The 16,616-nt window shown below is 74.9% G+C and carries 15 protein-coding genes; 8 read left to right on the top strand and 7 right to left on the bottom strand.

Annotated elements, in window-relative coordinates; translation table 11 throughout:
* Positions 1-199: 199 nt before the first annotated feature.
* Entirely contained in the window at positions 200-673 is a 474-nt protein-coding gene (locus MY520_RS20365) for an Lrp/AsnC family transcriptional regulator (protein WP_436694395.1), read from the bottom strand.
* Positions 674-886: 213 nt separating this feature from the next.
* On the opposite strand from MY520_RS20365, the gene pdhA reads away from it, so the two are divergent.
* From pdhA to MY520_RS20340, 5 genes are all read left to right on the top strand, one after another.
* Positions 887-2,029: a pyruvate dehydrogenase (acetyl-transferring) E1 component subunit alpha gene (gene pdhA / locus MY520_RS20360; RefSeq protein ID WP_436694394.1), complete on the top strand. Its 1,143-nt coding sequence runs from the start codon at positions 887-889 to the stop codon at positions 2,027-2,029.
* Positions 2,026-3,003, top strand: coding sequence for an alpha-ketoacid dehydrogenase subunit beta (locus tag MY520_RS20355; RefSeq protein WP_436694393.1), 978 nt, complete (start codon positions 2,026-2,028; stop codon positions 3,001-3,003). Before pdhA ends, MY520_RS20355 begins: the two co-directional genes overlap by 4 nt.
* A gap of 2 nt (positions 3,004-3,005) precedes the next feature.
* Positions 3,006-4,493 carry a dihydrolipoamide acetyltransferase family protein gene (locus MY520_RS20350; RefSeq protein WP_436694392.1) on the top strand — a complete coding sequence of 496 codons (1,488 nt, stop codon included), beginning with the start codon at positions 3,006-3,008 and terminating at the stop codon, positions 4,491-4,493.
* A 4-nt stretch (positions 4,494-4,497) separates the two neighbouring features.
* The gene (locus MY520_RS20345) at positions 4,498-5,664 is read left to right on the top strand and encodes an AGE family epimerase/isomerase (protein ID WP_436694391.1); all 1,167 of its coding nucleotides are present in this window, start codon (positions 4,498-4,500) and stop codon (positions 5,662-5,664) included.
* A 94-nt stretch (positions 5,665-5,758) separates the two neighbouring features.
* Entirely contained in the window at positions 5,759-6,226 is a 468-nt protein-coding gene (locus MY520_RS20340) for an SRPBCC family protein (RefSeq protein ID WP_436694390.1), read from the top strand.
* Between the two features lie 112 nt (positions 6,227-6,338).
* Here the strand turns inward: MY520_RS20340 and MY520_RS20335 are convergent, their stop codons facing one another.
* The 4 genes from MY520_RS20335 to MY520_RS20320 are packed head-to-tail and all read right to left on the bottom strand — an operon-like array spanning position 6,339 to position 10,581.
* Entirely contained in the window at positions 6,339-6,599 is a 261-nt protein-coding gene (locus MY520_RS20335) for an HPr family phosphocarrier protein (RefSeq protein WP_436694389.1), read from the bottom strand.
* 49 nt (positions 6,600-6,648) lie between these two features.
* The gene (locus MY520_RS20330; RefSeq protein ID WP_436694388.1) at positions 6,649-8,757 is read right to left on the bottom strand and encodes a PTS fructose transporter subunit IIABC; all 2,109 of its coding nucleotides are present in this window, start codon (positions 8,755-8,757) and stop codon (positions 6,649-6,651) included.
* Between the two features lie 22 nt (positions 8,758-8,779).
* Positions 8,780-9,817: a 1-phosphofructokinase family hexose kinase gene (locus MY520_RS20325; RefSeq protein ID WP_436694387.1), complete on the bottom strand. Its 1,038-nt coding sequence runs from the start codon at positions 9,815-9,817 to the stop codon at positions 8,780-8,782.
* Positions 9,814-10,581, bottom strand: coding sequence for a DeoR/GlpR family DNA-binding transcription regulator (locus MY520_RS20320; RefSeq protein WP_436694386.1), 768 nt, complete (start codon positions 10,579-10,581; stop codon positions 9,814-9,816). Before MY520_RS20320 ends, MY520_RS20325 begins: the two co-directional genes overlap by 4 nt.
* Positions 10,582-10,742: 161 nt before the next feature.
* Between MY520_RS20320 and MY520_RS20315 the strand changes: the two genes are divergently transcribed.
* Positions 10,743-12,452: a phosphoenolpyruvate--protein phosphotransferase gene (locus tag MY520_RS20315; protein ID WP_436694385.1), complete on the top strand. Its 1,710-nt coding sequence runs from the start codon at positions 10,743-10,745 to the stop codon at positions 12,450-12,452.
* Between the two features lie 134 nt (positions 12,453-12,586).
* Entirely contained in the window at positions 12,587-12,736 is a 150-nt protein-coding gene (locus MY520_RS20310) for a hypothetical protein (RefSeq protein ID WP_436694384.1), read from the top strand.
* Between the two features lie 105 nt (positions 12,737-12,841).
* Here MY520_RS20310 and MY520_RS20305 read toward each other — a convergent pair whose 3' ends face one another.
* Positions 12,842-13,318 carry a DUF4396 domain-containing protein gene (locus MY520_RS20305; protein ID WP_436694383.1) on the bottom strand — a complete coding sequence of 159 codons (477 nt, stop codon included), beginning with the start codon at positions 13,316-13,318 and terminating at the stop codon, positions 12,842-12,844.
* A gap of 217 nt (positions 13,319-13,535) precedes the next feature.
* On the opposite strand from MY520_RS20305, the gene MY520_RS20300 reads away from it, so the two are divergent.
* The gene (locus MY520_RS20300) at positions 13,536-15,590 is read left to right on the top strand and encodes a diguanylate cyclase domain-containing protein (RefSeq protein WP_436694382.1); all 2,055 of its coding nucleotides are present in this window, start codon (positions 13,536-13,538) and stop codon (positions 15,588-15,590) included.
* Positions 15,591-15,602: 12 nt separating this feature from the next.
* On the opposite strand, the gene MY520_RS20295 is transcribed toward MY520_RS20300, so the two are convergent.
* Entirely contained in the window at positions 15,603-16,448 is an 846-nt protein-coding gene (locus MY520_RS20295; RefSeq protein WP_436694381.1) for a tyrosine-protein phosphatase, read from the bottom strand.
* Between the last annotated feature and the right edge of the window lie 168 nt (positions 16,449-16,616).

Raw genomic sequence — 16,616 nt, 5'->3', positions numbered from 1 at the left:
CCAGCAGCGCCGGACCGAACAACGGTGACAGGTCCGTGCCGGCCAGCCCGTCCAGTGCGACCGTCAGCTCGTCCACGACCACCTCCCAGCACGCTTCGATCAGGTGTTCGAAGTCTACCGCGGCACGCACGAGCCGGCGGAGCGAATCCACAGGTCAGGACCCTGTCCACAGATCGCGCGGACGGGTTGACAGCACCGATCACTCGGTCCCGGCGGCGCGTTCCAGCAGCGGGCCCATCCGGTGGTCGACCAGCCGGCGCAGCGCCAGGGCGGTGTCCGTGCGCTGCACGCCGGGGATGGCCAGCACCCGCTCGGTGATCCGCCACAGGTCGTCGGCGTCGGTGGCCACCACCCGCACCAGCAGGTCGGCGACGCCGGAGAGCGCCGTCACCTCGAGCACCTCCGGGATGTGGGCGAGCGCGTCGCCGACGTCGGCCAGGCTGCGCTGCACCACCTGCACCGTCACGTAGGCGCCGAGGCGGTAGCCGAGGGCCTCCGGGTGGACCCGCGCCTCGTACGGGGCGAGCGCGCCGCTGCTCTCCAACCGGGTCAGCCGCGCCTGCACGGTGTTGCGCGCCAACCCGAGTCGCTGCGACAGCGCCATCACGGTCGCGCGCGGGTCCTCGGACAGGGCCTGCAGCAGGCGGGCGTCGGTGGCGTCTACGGCCGGCACGGTGCTCAGTCTGACATGTGAGGACGTCCTAGTACCGAGCAATCTGCGCACTCGACGGGATCCCTCTTGCGCATGCCGCAGGAGCGGTGATCTTCTCGCGGGGACGGGAGTCGTGCCACGATGTGTGAGTGGCGCCACACCCCGGTGCCACGAGACGTCCAGTACCGCCCGTTCCGGCGACCCCGGGCAGCGGCCGACGGCGAGGAGAGACGTGTGTCCGTGTCGAGCGTGACCACCGAGGTGGTCGATCCGGTACCCGGTGCCGGAGCGCCCCACCTGCCGCAGCAACCCGACCTCGTCCAGCTCCTGACGCCGGAAGGCGAGCGGGTCGAGCACCCGGAGTACTCCCTCGACATCGGACCCGACGAGCTGCGCGGCCTGTACCGCGACCTGGTGCTCGTGCGCCGGTGGGACGTCGAGGCCACGGCCCTGCAGCGCCAGGGCGAGCTGGGCATCTGGGCGTCGCTGCTCGGGCAGGAGGCCGCCCAGATCGGCGCCGGCCGGGCGATGCAGCCCGACGACACGGCGTTCCCCACCTACCGGGAGCACGGCGTCGCCTGGACCCGCGGCGTCGACCCGCTGCACGTGATCAGCCTGTTCCGCGGCGTCGACAACGGCGGCTGGGACCCGGTCGCCACCGGCTTCAACCTGTACACCGTCGTCATCGGCGCGCAGTGCCTGCACGCCACCGGGTACGCGATGGGCCTGCAGCGCGACGGCGCCGAGACCGCCGCGCTGGCCTTCCTCGGCGACGGCGCGACCAGCCAGGGTGAGGTCAACGAGGCCATGATCTGGGCGGCGAGCTTCTCCGCGCCCGTCGTCTTCTTCTGCCAGAACAACCAGTACGCGATCAGCGTCCCGCTCGAGCGACAGTCCCGGGTGCCGCTCTACCAGCGCGCCGCCGGGTTCGGCTTCCCCGGCGTCCGGGTCGACGGCAACGACGTCCTCGCCGTCCTGGCGGTCACCCGCGCGGCGCTGGCCGCCGCCCGCGACGGCCAGGGGCCGACGTTCATCGAGGCGTTCACCTACCGGATGGGCGCGCACACCACCTCCGACGACCCCACCCGCTACCGGCTGGCCAGCGAGCTGGAGGAGTGGAAGCTGCGCGATCCGATCGCCCGGCTCAAGGCGCACCTGTCGCGCTCCGGCGCCGTCGACCACGACTTCTTCGACGCGGTCGAGGCCGAGGCCGACGAGCTGGCCCACCGGATCCGCACCGGCACCGTCGAGATGCCCGACCCGCCGGGGACGGCGATCTTCGACCGGGTGTACGCCGAGCAGACCCCGCACCTCGCCGCCCAGCAGGCGGAGTTCGAGGCCTACCAGGCGAGCTTCGAGGGAGGGGAGGAGCGATGAGCCAGGTCCTCACGATCGGCAAGGCGCTCAACCTCGGATTGCGCCGGGCCATGGAGGACGACGCGAAGGTCGTGCTCATGGGCGAGGACATCGGCCGGCTCGGCGGTGTCTTCCGGATCACCGACGGCCTGCAGAAGGACTTCGGCGAGGACCGCGTCGTCGACACCCCGCTGGCCGAGGCCGGCATCCTCGGCACCGCCGTCGGCCTGGCCATGCGCGGCTACCGGCCGGTCTGCGAGATCCAGTTCGACGGGTTCGTCTTCCCTGCCTACAACCAGATCGTCACCCAGGTGGCCAAGATCCATGCCCGCTCGCGCGGGAAGCTGGCGATGCCGATCGTCATCCGCATCCCCTTCGGTGGCGGCATCGGTGCGGTCGAGCACCACAGCGAGAGCCCCGAGGCGTACTTCGCGCACACCCCCGGCCTCAAGGTCGTGGCGGTGAGCAACCCGGTCGACGCCTACTGGGGGATCCAGCAGGCGATCGCCCACCCCGACCCGGTCGTCTTCCTCGAGCCGAAGCGCCGCTACTGGGAGAAGGCCGAGGTCGACACCGACGGCACGCCCGCGCCGCTGTTCTCCTCCCGGGTGGTCCGCGGCGGCGACGACGTGACCGTGCTCGCCTACGGTCCGATGGTGAAGACCGCGCTGCAGGCGGCGGAGGCGGCCGCCGAGGAGGGGCGCTCGCTCGAGGTCGTCGACCTGCGCACGCTCTCCCCGCTCGACCTGGACCCGGTCTACGACTCCGTCCGGCGCACCGGCCGCTGCGTCGTCGTGCACGAGGCGCCGCTGACCCTCGGGCTCGGCGCCGAGATCGCCGCTCGGGTCACCGAGACCTGCTTCCACTCGCTGGAGGCGCCGGTGCTGCGCGTGGGCGGCTACGACACCCCGTACCCGCCGTCGAAGCTGGAGGAGGAGTACCTCCCCGACCTCGACCGCGTGCTCGACACCGTCGACCGCGCGATGGGGTTCTGAGGATGGGGGAGCTCCGGCAGTTCAAGCTGCCCGACGTCGGCGAGGGGCTGACCGAGGGCGAGATCCTGCACTGGCTGGTCGCCGTCGGCGACACGGTCACGATCAACCAGCCGCTGTGCGAGGTGGAGACGGCCAAGGCCGCCGTCGAGCTGCCCTCGCCGTGGGCGGGCACGGTCACCGCGCTGCTGCACGAGGCCGGCGAGACGGTCGACGTCGGGACGCCGATCATCACGATCGACATCGGTGGCGAGGCGCCGAGCGCGCCCACCCCGGCCCCGGCGGGGGACGCCGCCGCCGAGCCCGCCGCCGGCCTGATCGGGGGCGCCGCGCCCGGTGGCCGGACGGCGGTGCTGGTCGGCTACGGCCCGCGCACGACCGAGGCCCGCCGACGCCCGCGCCGCGCCGTGCACTCGCCCGCCGGCCCGGCGCCGCTGGCCGGGTCCACCGACGACGCGCACGGCACCCCGCTGCTCACCACCGCGCCCGACGCCCGCACCAAGCCGGTGCGGCACGGCGGGCTGGAGGTCGGCCGGGCCGCCGAGGCGCACGCCGCGGTCGAGGAGGCGGCGACCGCGCTGGTCGCCCAGCCCGGGCGGGGGCGGGCGCGGCCGCTGGCCAAGCCGCCGGTGCGCAAGCTGGCCAGGGACCTCGGCGTCGACCTGACCACGCTGACCGGCAGCGGCGCGGGCGGGGTCATCACCCGCGCCGACGTCGAGGCGGCGGCCGGCGGGGCGGCTCCGGCCGCGGCGCCCGCGACGGTCCTCCACCGGACCTCCGGCGCCGAGAGTCCGCACGGGGAGCAGCGGATCCCGATCAAGGGGGTCCGCAAGCACACCGCGGCGGCGATGGTGGCCAGCGCGTTCACCGCGCCGCACGTCACCGAGTTCCTGACCGTCGACGTCAGCCGGATGACGAAGCTGCGTGAGCGGCTGGCCGCCCGGCCGGAGTTCGCCGGTCTCAAGGTCAGCCCGCTGCTGTTCGTGGCCAAGGCGCTGCTGCTCGCCGTCGGCCGGCACCCGATGGTGAACAGCTCCTGGGACGAGGCCGCGCAGGAGATCGTCGTCCACGGGCAGGTGAACCTGGGCATCGCCGCCGCCACCCCGCGCGGCCTGATCGTGCCCAACGTCAAGGACGCCGGCCGGCTGACGCTGACCGAGCTGGCCGCGGCCCTGGCCGAGCTGACCGAGACGGCGCGGGCAGGGCGGACGGCCCCGGTGGACATGACCGGCGGCACGATCACGATCACCAACGTCGGGGTGTTCGGCGTCGACACCGGGACCCCGATCCTCAACCCCGGCGAGTCGGCGATTCTGGCCTTCGGTGCCGTCCGCGAGATGCCGTGGGTGCACAAGGGCAAGGTGAAGCCGCGGCAGGTGACGCAGCTGGCGCTGTCGTTCGACCACCGGATCATCGACGGGGAGCTGGGCAGCCGGTTCCTGGCCGACGTCGGCGCGCTGCTGTCCGACCCCGGCACCGCGCTGGCCTTCTGAGCGCATGACCGATCTGCAGCGGCTGCTCGACTTCGCCGAGCGCTCCGCGGTGCCCGGCGGGTTCGGCTTCCTCGGCGCCGACGGGCAGGTGTTCGCCGACCGTCCGCTGATGACCTTCATCACCGCGCGCAAGACGCACGTCTTCGGGCTGGCCCACCTGCTGGGCCGGCCCGGGGCGGGCGAACTGGTCCGTCACGGCGTCGAGGCGCTGACCGACGGGCCCCTGCGCGACCGCGAGCACGGCGGCTGGCGGGCCACGGCCGAGGACGACACGAAGTCCGCGTACGTGCACGCCTTCGTCGTCCTCGCGGGGGCCACGGCCACCGCGGTCGGCGACCCGGGCGGCCGGGCGCTGCTCGACGAGGCCCTCGACGTCTGGCAGACCCGGTTCTGGGACGACGCACCCGGGCTGGCGGTCGAGGAGTGGGACGCCGGCTGGACCGAGCTGTCGGAGTACCGGGGCGTCAACGCGAACATGCACGGAGTCGAGGCCTCGCTGGCCGCCGCCGACGCGCTCGGCGAGGACCCGCTGGCCGCGCAGCTGCGCGCCCAGGCGCTGCGCACCACCGAGCGGGTGCTGCACGGCTGGGCGCGGGATCGCGACTGGCGGCTGCCCGAGCACTTCACCCCCGGGTGGACGCCGCTGCCCGAGTACAACCGCGACGACCCCGCGCACAAGTTCCGGCCGTTCGGCGTGACGATCGGGCACCAGTTCGAGTGGTCCCGGCTCGCCCTGCACGTGCGGGCGGTGACCTCCGAGCCCCCGCCGTGGCTGCTGGAGGACGCCGTCGGGCTGTTCGACGCCGCCGCCGAGCGGGGCTGGGCCGCCGACGGGCACGACGGTTTCCCGTACACCCTCGACTGGGACGACCGCGTTGTCGTCGGCGCCCGCATGCACTGGGTGCTGTGCGAGGCGATCGCCGCGGCCGCGGTGCTCGCCGAGGTCACCGGCGAGGAGCGGTACCGGGACCTCGCCCGGCGGTGGCGGGAGCACGGGGAGGAGCGGTTCGCCGATCCGGTCACCGGCAGCTGGCACCACGAGCTGGCGCCGACCGGGGAGGTGACGTCGGGGACCTGGGACGGCCAGCCCGACGCCTACCACCTCACCCAGATGCTGCTGCTGTCCGAGGGCCGGCCGGTGCGGGGGAGCGTGGCGGCCGCCCTGCGCTGACGTCCGGACTCGCGGCGGCTCCTCCGCGACGTGTCCGGGCCGGACGGCGTGGGTAGGTGGTGCACGACCGAGTCCCCGAGACAGAGGAGAACCCGTGGCCAGCGTGCAGGAAGCCATCGACGTCGATGTCCCGATCCGGGTCGCCTACGACCAGTGGACGCAGTTCGAGACCTTCCCGCAGTTCATGGGCGGGGTCGAGCGGATCACCCAGCTCGACGCCACGCACACCCACTGGGTCACCAGCATCGACGGCGTGAAGCGGGAGTTCGACGCCGAGATCACCGAGCAGCGCCCCGAGGAGCGGGTGGCCTGGACCAGCACCAGCGGCGAGGCCAAGCACGCCGGCGTGGTGACCTTCCACCGGCTCGACGACGCGAAGACCCGCGTGATGATCCAGATCGACTGGGAGCCCGAGGGGCTCGTGGAGAAGGCCGGCGCGGCCCTCGGCTTCGACGACCGGCAGGTCAAGGCCGACGCCAAGCGGTTCAAGGAGTTCATCGAGAGCCGCGGCACCGAGACCGGTGCCTGGCGCGGCGAGGTGTCCCGCCCCGACCAGCCGTAGGAGCACGCCCCTGCCCGCCCGCCGGTCGACGGCGGACCGGGCGGCGAGGCCGGACACGAAGACGGCGCCCGCTCCCTTCTGCAGGGAACGGGCGCCGTCGTCCGGTGGCCGGCTACTCGGCGTCGAGGTCCTGCTCGACGAGGCCGGCGATCTGCTCGAGCACGGCCGGGTCGTCGCTGGTGACGACGACCTCCATGCCCTTCTTGGCGCCGAGAGTCATGATCATCAGGGGCGAGCCGGCGTCCACCGGGGCGCCGCCGGCGGTGGCCAGGGTGACCGGCACCCCGGCCTTGCCGACGGCCTCGGCGATGAGCGCGGCCGGGCGGGCGTGCAGCCCGACGCGCGACCCGACGGTGACGACTTGACTGGGCATGGAGTTTCTCCTCGCTCCGGGGACGGTGGTGGGTCTGTAGCCCGCCAGGTCAGGCGCGAACCGGCGGGGTGTGCGCGGGGACGTGGGCGTGCTGCAGGTCGACGGCGTCCTCGGGGACCTCCTCGGTCTTGCGGCGGCCGATGCTCTTGGCGATCGTCACCGCGAGGGCGCCGACGATCGTCCCCACGACGAGGGCGACCACGAACACCAGCACGTTGCTCATCGCGAAGAACACGAAGATGCCGCCGTGGGGAGCTCGCAGTTCGACGCCGCTGGCCGCCACGATGGCGCCGGTGGTGGCGCCGCCCAGCATCATCGACGGGATGACCCGCAGCGGGTCGGCCGCGGCGAACGGGATGGCACCCTCGGAGATGAAGGACAGGCCCAGCAGCCAGGCGGCCTTGCCCTGGTCGCGCTCGGCGGGGGTGTACAGCTTCGGGCGGATCGCCGTGCTCAGCGCCATCGCCAGCGGCGGGACCATGCCCGCGGCCATGACCGTGGCCATGATGATCAGCGAGCCGCTGGTCTGCGAGGCCAGGCCCGCGGTGGCGAACAGGTAGGCCGCCTTGTTGACCGGGCCGCCCAGGTCGAAGCACATCATCAGGCCGAGGATGATGCCCAGCAGGATGGCGGAGCTCCCGCTGAGGCCGTTGAGCCAGTTGCCCAGTCCCTCGACGGCGGCGGCCAGCGGGCGGGCGAGGAAGACGGCCATGATGCCGCTGGAGATCAGCGTGGCGAGCAGCGGGATGATCACGACCGGCTGCAGGCCGCGGACCCCGGCGGGCAGCTTCCAGCGGCCGATCCAGAGCGCGGCGAACCCGGCGATGATGCCGCCCACCAGACCACCGAGGAAGCCGGCGTCCAGGGTGACGGAGACCGCGCCGATGACGAAGCCGGGGACGATGCCGGGGCGGTCGGCGATCGCGTAGGCGATGTAGCCGGCCAGCGCCGGGACCAGGAAGCCGAACGCGGCCTGGCCGAGGACGGTGCAGATCGCGCCGAGGTAGCCCCAGAAGCCGTCGTTGAGGCCCTCGACGCCGGGGGCGCTGGGCAGGTTGAGGAACGAGTTGTTCTGCAGCCAGCTGAGGGCGTAGCTCTGGCCCTCGACGTCGGGGTTCGGGGTGACGATCTGGTAGCCGCCGAACAGGAAGCCCAGGGCGATGAGCAGGCCGCCGGCCGCCACGAACGGGATCATGTAGCTGACGCCGGTCAGCAGCCAGCGGCGGATCTCCGCCCCGGTGCTGGGGCCGCCCGCGGACGACGCGGCGGCCGCCTCTCCCGCGGCGCCGTCACCGGGCACCCGGCGGGCGTTCGGGTCGTCCGCGGCGGCGAGCGCCTCGCGGATCATGACGTCCGGCTCGTTGATCGCCCGCTTGGTGCCCGACTGGACGAGCGGCTTGCCCGCGAACCGGTCGCGGTCCTTGACGCCCACGTCGACGGCGAAGATGACCGCGTCGGCGTTCCGGATGACCTCCGGGGCGAGCGGGGTGGAGCCGGAGGACCCCTGCGTCTCCACGTGCAGGTCGATCCCGGCGGCCTGCGCCGCGGCGGTGAGCTTGTCGGCGGCCATGTAGGTGTGCGCGATGCCGGTCGGGCAGGCGCTGACGACGACCAGGCTGCGCCGGCCGGCGGCCTGCGGCTGGGCCGCGGGCGCCGGGGTGGGCGCGGGCGCACCGGCGGGGGACCCCACGGGCGCGGCCGCGGGCTCCGGGGCCACGACCTCCTGCACCAGGGCGACCACCTCGGCGTCGGAGCCGGCGGCCCGGAGCGAGGCGACGAACTCCGGCCGCACCAGCGCCCGGGCCAGCGCCGTGAGCAGGGTCAGGTGGTCGGCGTCGCCGTGGGCCGGTGCGGCGATGAGGAAGACCAGGTCGGCCGGGCCGTCGGGGGCACCGAAGTCGACCTTGGGCGAGAGCCGGGCGAAGGCCAGCGACGCCTCGGTCACCGACTCCGATCGGCAGTGCGGGATGGCGATGCCGCCGGGCAGGCCGGTGGCCGCCTGGGCCTCGCGGGCCAGCGCGTCGTCGGCCAGGCCGTCGGCGCTGGTCGCGCGTCCGTCGCCGGCGACGAGCGCGGCCAGCCGGCGCACGACCGTGCTCTTGTCGGCACCCAGGTCGGCGTCGAGCGCGACCAGGTCAGGGGTGATCAAGGCGGGCATGGATGGGACCTCTCCGGAGGCGTCAGCGGACGTCGCGGCCGGCGGCCGGGACGGCGGAGCGGGGCGGTGCGGGGGTGGTGCTCGGTGCTGCCGCGGGGACGGGCCCCGAGACGGCGGTGACCTCGACGGCGGTGCGGTCGACCTGGGCCGGCGTCGGGACGGCGGATCCGGGCAGGGACGCGCTCGCCGCCCCGTAGGCGACGGCGGAGCGCAACCGGTCCGGCGCCTCGGCGCCGGCCAGGTCGGCCAGCAGGTGACCGGCCAGGCTGCAGTCGCCGGCGCCGACCGTGCTGCGGACGGCGATCGGCGGGGGGAGGGCCGACCACACGCCGTCGGCGCAGGACAGCAGCGCGCCGTCCGCCCCGAGGGTGAGCAGCACCTCGCCGACGCCGCGCTCGTGCAGTGTGGCGACGGCGGCCAGGGCGGCGTCCCGGTCTGCGGTCAGCTCGGCCTCGCTGGCGCCGGTCAGCTGGGCCAGCTCCTCGGAGTTCGGCTTGAGCAGGTCCGGCGCGGCGTCCGGGCCGGCGGCCAGCAGGGCCAGCAGGGGCGCCTCGGAGGTGTCGACGGCGACCTTGGCGCCGGTGTCCCGCAGCGAGCGGACCAGGTCGGCGTACCAGTCCACCGGCGTGCCCGGCGGCAGCGACCCGGACAGCACCACCCACCGGGCGCTTGCGGCGTGCTCGTGGAGGACCGCGGTCAGCCGGGCCCGGGTGGCGTCGTCCAGCGCCGCACCGGGCTCGTTGAGCTTGGTGGTCGTGCCGTCGGGCTCGGCCAGCGTGTAGTTGGTGCGCACCGGGGCCTCCACCGGCACCGCGGCCAGCGGCAGGCCCAGCCGGTGCAGCGCGGCGACGATCGGGTCGTCGTCCGCGGCGGGGAGCACGGTGACGACATCCCCGCCGGCCGCGGCCACCGCCCGGGCGACGTTGACCCCCTTGCCGCCCGGCTCGGTGGAGCTCGGCGCGAGCCGGGCGACGCTCCCGCGCTCGAGCCGGCCGGGGAGGGCCAGCGTGCGGTCCAGGCTCGGGTTGGCGGTCAGCGTGACGATCCGGCCGCCGCTCATGCGACCACGACCTCGACGCCGGCGTCCTCGAGCCGGGCCACGAGCGCCGGGTCGACGTCGGCGTCGGTGACCAGCACGTCGACGTCGGCAGGGGCGGCGAACCGGACCAGGTGCTCGCGGCCGAGCTTGCTGCTGTCGGCGAGGACGACCACCCGCTGCCCGGCGCGGATCATGGCCCGCTTGACCGACGCCTCGGCCTCGTCGGGCGTGCTGAAGCCGTGGTCGGCCGTGATGCCGTTGGCCCCGAGGAAGGCGACGTCGACCCGCAGGTCGGCGAGGGTGGAGATCGCCTGCTCGCCGACCGCGCACTGGGTGAGGCCGCGGACCCGGCCGCCGACGACGTACAGGGAGACGCCGGGCATGGTGCTCAGGCGGGCGGCCAGCGGCACGGAGTGGGTGGCCACGAACAGCCGGCGGTCGCCGGGCAGCAGTTCGGCGAGGGCGGCGGTGGAGCTGCCGCCGTCGAGCAGCAGGCTGCCGTCGGCGCCCGGTAGAAGATCGAGGGCGGCCGCGGCGATCTTGCGCTTCTGCTCGCCGCGCGTGCCGTGCCGCTCGCTGAGGGCCGTCTCCACGTAGGTGAGCGCCCCCGCGGGCACCGCGCCGCCGTGCACCCGGCGCAGCATGCCGGCCCGCTCCAGGACGGCGAGGTCGCGCCGCACCGTCTCCGTGGTCACCCCGAACTCCTCGGCCAGCGCGGTCACCGCGACGCGGCCACGATCAGCCACCAGCCCGGCGATCGCCTGCTGGCGTTCCTCTGCGTACACCGTCCACCCCCTCAGCTATGCCCGTTTGTGTGGCTTTGCAGTTGTGATGCTGTTGTTCTACGTGTGATCCGTTGACAAGTCAACACTTTTCGGTGACGGTGGTCACCGGAGGACGCCGGTGTCCGTCCGCTCCTGACCACCTCGGCCCTAGGCAGGTACCCATGTCCACCGCTCCTGGCACCACGGCTCCCTCCGTCGGCTCCGGCCCGGTCGTGCTGCCCGGCACCCCCGTCGTGCCCGGCGTCGCGTTCGGCCCGGTGATCCGCCCCTCGGGCGCGGTGCGCCTGCCCGCCGACGAGGGTGTGGTCGTCCCCGAGGAGGAGCGGGCGGGGGAGCGGGAGCGCTTCGTCGCCGCCGCCGACGTGGTCGCCGACCGGCTCGCCCAGCGGGCCTCGGTCGCCACCGGGGTCAGTGCCGAGGTGCTGAGCACCACGGCCGGGCTGGCCCGGGACCGGGGGCTGCTGTCGGCCGTCGAGCAGCGGATCGACGCCGGAGCGCCGGCCGCGGTGGCGACCGTGCAGGCCGCCCAGCAGTTCGTCGAGCTGTTCACCAGCCTCGGCGGGCTGATGGCCGAGCGGGTCACCGACGTGCGCGACATCCGCGACCGGATCGTCGCCCAGCTCACCGGGCAGGGCGAGCCCGGCGTGCCCAGCCCCGAGGTGCCGTCGGTGCTCCTCGCCGACGACCTCGCGCCGGCCGACACCGCCGGTCTCGACCCGGCGCGGGTGATCGGGCTGGGTACCCGGCTCGGTGGCACGACGAGCCACACCGCGATCATCGCCCGCCAGCTCGGCCTGCCCTGCGTGGTCGCGATCGCCGACCTCGAGGACGTCCCCGCGGGTGCGACCGTCCTGCTCGACGGCGACCGCGGCACGGTGACCATCGACCCCGACCCCGAGGAGGCGCAGGCGCGCGTCGCCGCCGCCCGGCTGGCCACCGAGGCGCTGGCCGGCTACCGGGGGCCGGGCCGCACGCGCGACGGCGTGGCGGTCAAGGTGCTGGCCAACGTCCAGGACGGCGCCGGGGCCCGGGCGGCCGCCGCGGCGCACGCGGAGGGGGTCGGCCTGCTGCGCACCGAGCTCGCCTTCCTCGGCCGTGCGGAGGAGCCCTCCGTCGACGAGCAGGCCCGCGGCTACGCCGACGTCTTCACCGCGTTCGAGGGACGGCGGGTCGTCGTCCGCACCCTGGACGCGGGGTCGGACAAGCCGCTGGCCTTCGCCACGCCGCCGGACGAGGCGAACCCCGCGCTCGGCGTCCGCGGCCTGCGGGTGGCCCGTCGTGACCCCGGCCTGCTCGAGCGGCAGCTCGACGCGATCGCCGAGGCCGCGCGGTCGACCGGCGCGCAGCCGTGGGTCATGGCCCCGATGGTCGCGACGGTCGGTGAGGCGGCGGACTTCGCCCGGCAGGTGCGCGACCGCGGGCTGGTCCCCGGCGTCATGATCGAGGTGCCCTCGGCCGCGCTGATGGCCGACCGGCTGTTCCGGCACGTCGACTTCCTGTCGATCGGCACCAACGACCTGTCGCAGTACGCCCTCGCCGCCGACCGGCTCTCGGCCGACCTCGCCGACCTGACCGACCCGTGGCAGCCGGCGCTGCTCGCCCTGGTGCAGCTGACCGCCGCGGCGGGCGCCCGCGCCGACCGGCCGGTCGGGGTCTGTGGCGAGGCGGCGGCCGACCCCCTGCTCGCCTGCGTCCTCGTCGGCCTCGGCATCACCTCGCTGTCCTGCGCGGCGTCGTCGATCCCCGGCGTGGGTGCCCGGCTGGCCGGCGTCGACCTGGCCGACTGCCAGGCGGCCGCGGAGGCGGCGCTGGCCACCGACGACCCGCAGGCCGCTCGGGCCGCGGCGCGGGCGGTGCTGGCCGGCGGATGAGGCGGATCTCACCCTCCAGGGTGAAGGTCCCTCGCCGTGGCGGGCTCGTTTCCTGGCTTTCTTCGGAATACTCTGGCTCTCACCTGCATTGCAGAGGGTGTAGGGACACGAACCGAAGAGAGAAGGCAGCGGAGATGAACAGCGTGACGGCGAGCTGGCGGCAGCGTCGGCAGGCGGCCCGGACGCGGCGGGCGCTGGACCGCGCCCTCGCGCGGAGCAGCAGCCCGGCCATGCGCGACGAGCTGCTCACCATGGCGAACGGCAGCGGCTTCCTCGCCCGCTGAGCGCCACGACACCGCGCGACCCCGGCCTCCGTCCGACGGAGACCGGGGTCGCTTGCGTCCGGCCCCCCGCAGGGTCCCGACGCGAGCGGTGGGGGGGGGGGCTTCTCAGTGCAGTCCGTGGACGACGGCGTGCCCCCTCCCGCGGCTGATCATCACGCGGTTGACCGGCAGCGTGACGACGAACGCCACCGCCAGCGCCCCGGCCAGCGTCAGCCAGAACAGCGCGCTGGTGAGGCCGGCCTCCATCGCGCCCGGGACGGCGAGGATGACGGCGTTGTCCACGATCTCCATCACCGCGATGGACAGGGTGTCGGCCGCCAGGGCGATGCGCACGGCCCGCCGGAACGGCAGTCCGGCCCGCAGCACCCCTCGCATGGTCAGCGCGTAGCCGAAGACGAACGCCAGGGCCACCGCCAGGGCGACGGTCGCGCCGTCCGACAGCCCCAGCGACGTCCCGATCACCATGCCCAGCACCTCGCCGATGGCGCAGCCGGTGAGGCAGTGCAGCGTCGCCGCGGCGGCCATCGCCCACGAGGCGGGCGCGGGCGCTCCGGCGTGCTCCTGGTGTGCTGTCGTCTGCATCGGAGTGCCTCCCTGCGTGTCCCATACCCCCATGGGGTATGGAACACGTTGTACTCCTCGGCGGTGCCGGGAGCAAGAGGCGGTCCCGCCCTGCGGTCCCCCCTTGGGGGTGGACGGCTCAATCCGCCGGCCCGGGCTGCCGATGGGCGCCGTGAGATCGGAACCGGGCGGATCCGCCGTCCGCGCGGCGGTCACCGGTGCAGAAGGGGTGGAGGCGATGAGCGCACACCTGCCCGCGGAGCCCCGCGAGACCTCCGGGGCGACCACCGCGCTGGTGCTCGGGTACGTCCGTGCCAGGGGCGGGGACGCCGCCGTCGAGGCGGTCCTCGGCCGCGCCGGTGTGCCGCACACCGCCGAGGATCTCGCCCGCCCGTCGTACTGGACCAGCTACGACACCCGGATCCGGCTGTTCGCCGCCGCGACCGAGGTGCTCGGCGACCCGGAGACGATGTTCCGGGTGGGGCGCGAGGCGCTCGGCCACGGCCTGAACCCCGCGGTGGTGCTGCTCGTGCGCGCGATGGGCTCGCCGCGGCAGGTCTACCGGCAGCTGCCCCGGGCGGTCGCGAAGTTCTCCACCACGTCGACGATGGAGATCCTGGAGGCCGGGGCCGGCCACGCGACGGTCCGGCTCACCCTCCTCCCCGGCTACGAGCACTCACGGCTCGACTGCGCCTACGCGCAGGGCCTGATCAGCATGGTGCCCTCCGTCTTCGGGCTGCCCCCGGCCGAGCTGCTGCACAGCGCGTGCCAGTCCGACGGCGAGCCTTCCTGCCTCTACCACCTGCGCTGGCAGCACCGTCGCCGGCTGCGCCGGGGCCGGCTCGCCGTCGCCCCCGAGCTGGACGCGCTGCGCGACCAGCTGCGCATCCTCCAGTCCGCCGCCGCCGACCTCGTCGGCAGCGACGACGTCGACTCGGCCCTACAGCGCATCGTGGCCCGTGCGGCCGAGGCGGTGCTGGCTCCCGGCCACGTCCTCGCCGTCACCGACCCCGGCGGGGGACCGGCCCTCGTGCGCAGCGCCGGCCTGCCCTCCGCGGAGGTCGACGGGCTCGCGGCCGACCTGCTGGCAGGTGCGGACCCCGGTCCCAACGTGGTCGCCGTCGACGTGGCCTCGGCCCGCCGTGTGCACGGCCGCCTGGCCGCGGTCTACCGCCCCGGCGACGGCGCGCTCGGGCACGAGCGGAGCATGCTCGCCGCCTATGCCGGCCACGCGGCCGCCGCGCTCGACCTGCTCTTCGCGCTGGAGAGCTCCCGGCAGGAGGCACACCGCGCCGGGGCGCTGCTCGCCGTGGCCCACGAGCTGGCCCAGACCGAGGACGCCGCCGCCGTCTGCCGGGTGGTCGCCGAGGCGCTGCCACGGATCGTCGGCTGCGACAACGGCGCGATGATGCTGTGGGAACCGGCCGCCGGCTCCCTGGTGACCGCGGCCGCCGCCGGCCACGTCGGCGCCCAGCGCGAGCTGCTGCTGGCCACCTCGCTGTCGGCGGAGGACACCCCGGAGCTGGTGGACATGCTCACCCACCGCGAGCCCCTCTTCCTGAACCCGGCGACGGCCGGCCCCGTCCTCGCCGAGCTGCTGACCCGGCTGGAGGTCGGCCGGGCGGTGGCCGTTCCGCTGCTGGCCGGCCGCACCTTCCTCGGGGTGGCGACCGCGAGCTGGGCGCCCGGCCACGTCCCGCCTCGGCTGGACGGCGACGCGCTGGCGCGGCTGCGTGGTGTCGGGGACCAGGCGGCGACGGCCCTGCAGAAGGCCCGCCTCCTGGAGACCGTCCGCCACCAGGCCACTCACGACGCGCTCACCGGGCTGCCCAACCGGGCCCTCTTCCTCGACCGGCTCGGCACGGCGCTGGCCACGACGCGACCCGACCAGCACGTGGCCGTGCTCTTCTGCGACCTCGACCGGTTCAAGGCGGTCAACGACACGCTCGGGCACGCGGCCGGCGACGAGCTGCTCCGCCAGGTGGCCGCGCGGCTGCGCGCCGCCGTCCGCCCGGGGGACACCGTGGGCCGGCTGTCCGGCGACGAGTTCGCCGTCATCCTGCCCGGCCTCGGCCGGCCCGAGGACGCCGACCGGGTGGTCGCGCGGGTGCTCGGCTGCTTCGACGAGACGTTCCGGCTCGACCGCACCGACGCCGCCGTCGGCACGAGCATCGGCGTCGCCGTGCACAGCGGGGAGTGGGGAACGGCGGACGTCCTGCTGCGCGCCGCGGACGCGGCGATGTACCGGCACAAGCACGTCGGCCGCGACGGTCCCGAGCCCGCCGAGGGCTGAGGACCCCGCGACTCAGCTGCGCAGGCGGGCCCGCAGGGCGGCCTGCTCGCCGGGCCCGAAGCCGTGCCCGGTCAGCCACCCGACCGGACCGCCGTGCCGCTCGTCGAGCAGCGCGAGCAGCCGGTCCATCGTCTCGGCGCGCGGGGTGTGGACGGCGACGTCGCGCCGCTCCATGTCCTCGGCGTAGGTAGGCGAGGCGGCGAGCTTGGCGACCAGGGCGTCGATGACCGTGGCGGTCAGGGCGTAGTCGGCGACGATCTCCTCGTGCGGTACGCCGGCCACCGCCAGGGCGAACATCACCACCACGCCGGTGCGGTCCTTGCCGGCCGCACAGTGCACGACGGAGGCGCCGTCCGGGGTGGCGGCCAGGGCGCGCAGCGCGCCGAGCACGTTCTCCGGCCGGTGCGCGAGGTACCCGAGGTACGAGCGCACGGCCGGCGGCTCGGCCTCGTCGTCCGCCGCCACCTGCCGGGGCAGCAGGGACTCGGCCCAGTCGGCCGGGAGCTCCGGGACGTCGGTCTCCTCGACGGCGAACACGTCGGTGTGGTGGCCGCGCTCGGGGAGCAGGCTGAAGTGCCGGTGGGTGACCTCCGTCACCGCGCGCAGCGGGCCGCGGCCCTCGAGCAGCACCTCGGCCGTCGTGCGCAGGTCGATCACCTCGCGCAGCCGCACCTCCTCGGACAACCGGCGGACGTCGCCCTCGCTGAGCGTCTGCAGGTTGTCGCTGCGCAGGATCCGGCCGGGCAGCGTCGTCCCGCCGTCGACGGTCGGCAGCCCGCCGAGGTCGCGGGTGTTGGTGGTGCCGTCGAGCCGCAGCCAGCGGTCGGTGCGCAGGTGGTCGGTGGGGATCGAGGTCACCCTCCGACGGTACGACTCGCCGCCGACGTCCCGGCGCGGGCCGGGGAGACGGCGATCAACGCCGAGGTGACGGCCAGCAGGCGGCCGCGGAGGGCGGCACTGCGCTCAGGGATCAAGCACTTCGGCCGCTCCGCCGGTTGGTTCTCCCACCTGAGAAACCGGCAAGCC

This window comes from Geodermatophilus sp. CPCC 205506 (assembly GCF_051383635.1).
In the GTDB taxonomy this organism is placed as follows: domain Bacteria; phylum Actinomycetota; class Actinomycetes; order Mycobacteriales; family Geodermatophilaceae; genus Geodermatophilus.
The sequence above is the reverse complement of the archived record's forward strand: the minus strand, read 5'-3'. Positions and strand labels throughout refer to the sequence as shown.

Bases quoted from the DNA above. Each gene is read 5' to 3' on its own strand.
- MY520_RS20355 (WP_436694393.1), top strand. From the start codon at position 2,026: ATGAGCCAGGTCCTCACGATCGGCAAGGCGCTCAACCTCGGATTGCGC.
- MY520_RS20350 (WP_436694392.1), top strand. From the start codon at position 3,006: ATGGGGGAGCTCCGGCAGTTCAAGCTGCCCGACGTCGGCGAGGGGCTG.
- MY520_RS20345 (WP_436694391.1), top strand. From the start codon at position 4,498: ATGACCGATCTGCAGCGGCTGCTCGACTTCGCCGAGCGCTCCGCGGTG.
- MY520_RS20335 (WP_436694389.1), bottom strand. From the start codon at position 6,599: ATGCCCAGTCAAGTCGTCACCGTCGGGTCGCGCGTCGGGCTGCACGCC.
- MY520_RS20330 (WP_436694388.1), bottom strand. From the start codon at position 8,757: ATGCCCGCCTTGATCACCCCTGACCTGGTCGCGCTCGACGCCGACCTG.
- MY520_RS20325 (WP_436694387.1), bottom strand. From the start codon at position 9,817: ATGAGCGGCGGCCGGATCGTCACGCTGACCGCCAACCCGAGCCTGGAC.
- MY520_RS20315 (WP_436694385.1), top strand. From the start codon at position 10,743: ATGTCCACCGCTCCTGGCACCACGGCTCCCTCCGTCGGCTCCGGCCCG.
- MY520_RS20310 (WP_436694384.1), top strand. From the start codon at position 12,587: ATGAACAGCGTGACGGCGAGCTGGCGGCAGCGTCGGCAGGCGGCCCGG.
- MY520_RS20305 (WP_436694383.1), bottom strand. From the start codon at position 13,318: ATGCAGACGACAGCACACCAGGAGCACGCCGGAGCGCCCGCGCCCGCC.
- MY520_RS20300 (WP_436694382.1), top strand. From the start codon at position 13,536: ATGAGCGCACACCTGCCCGCGGAGCCCCGCGAGACCTCCGGGGCGACC.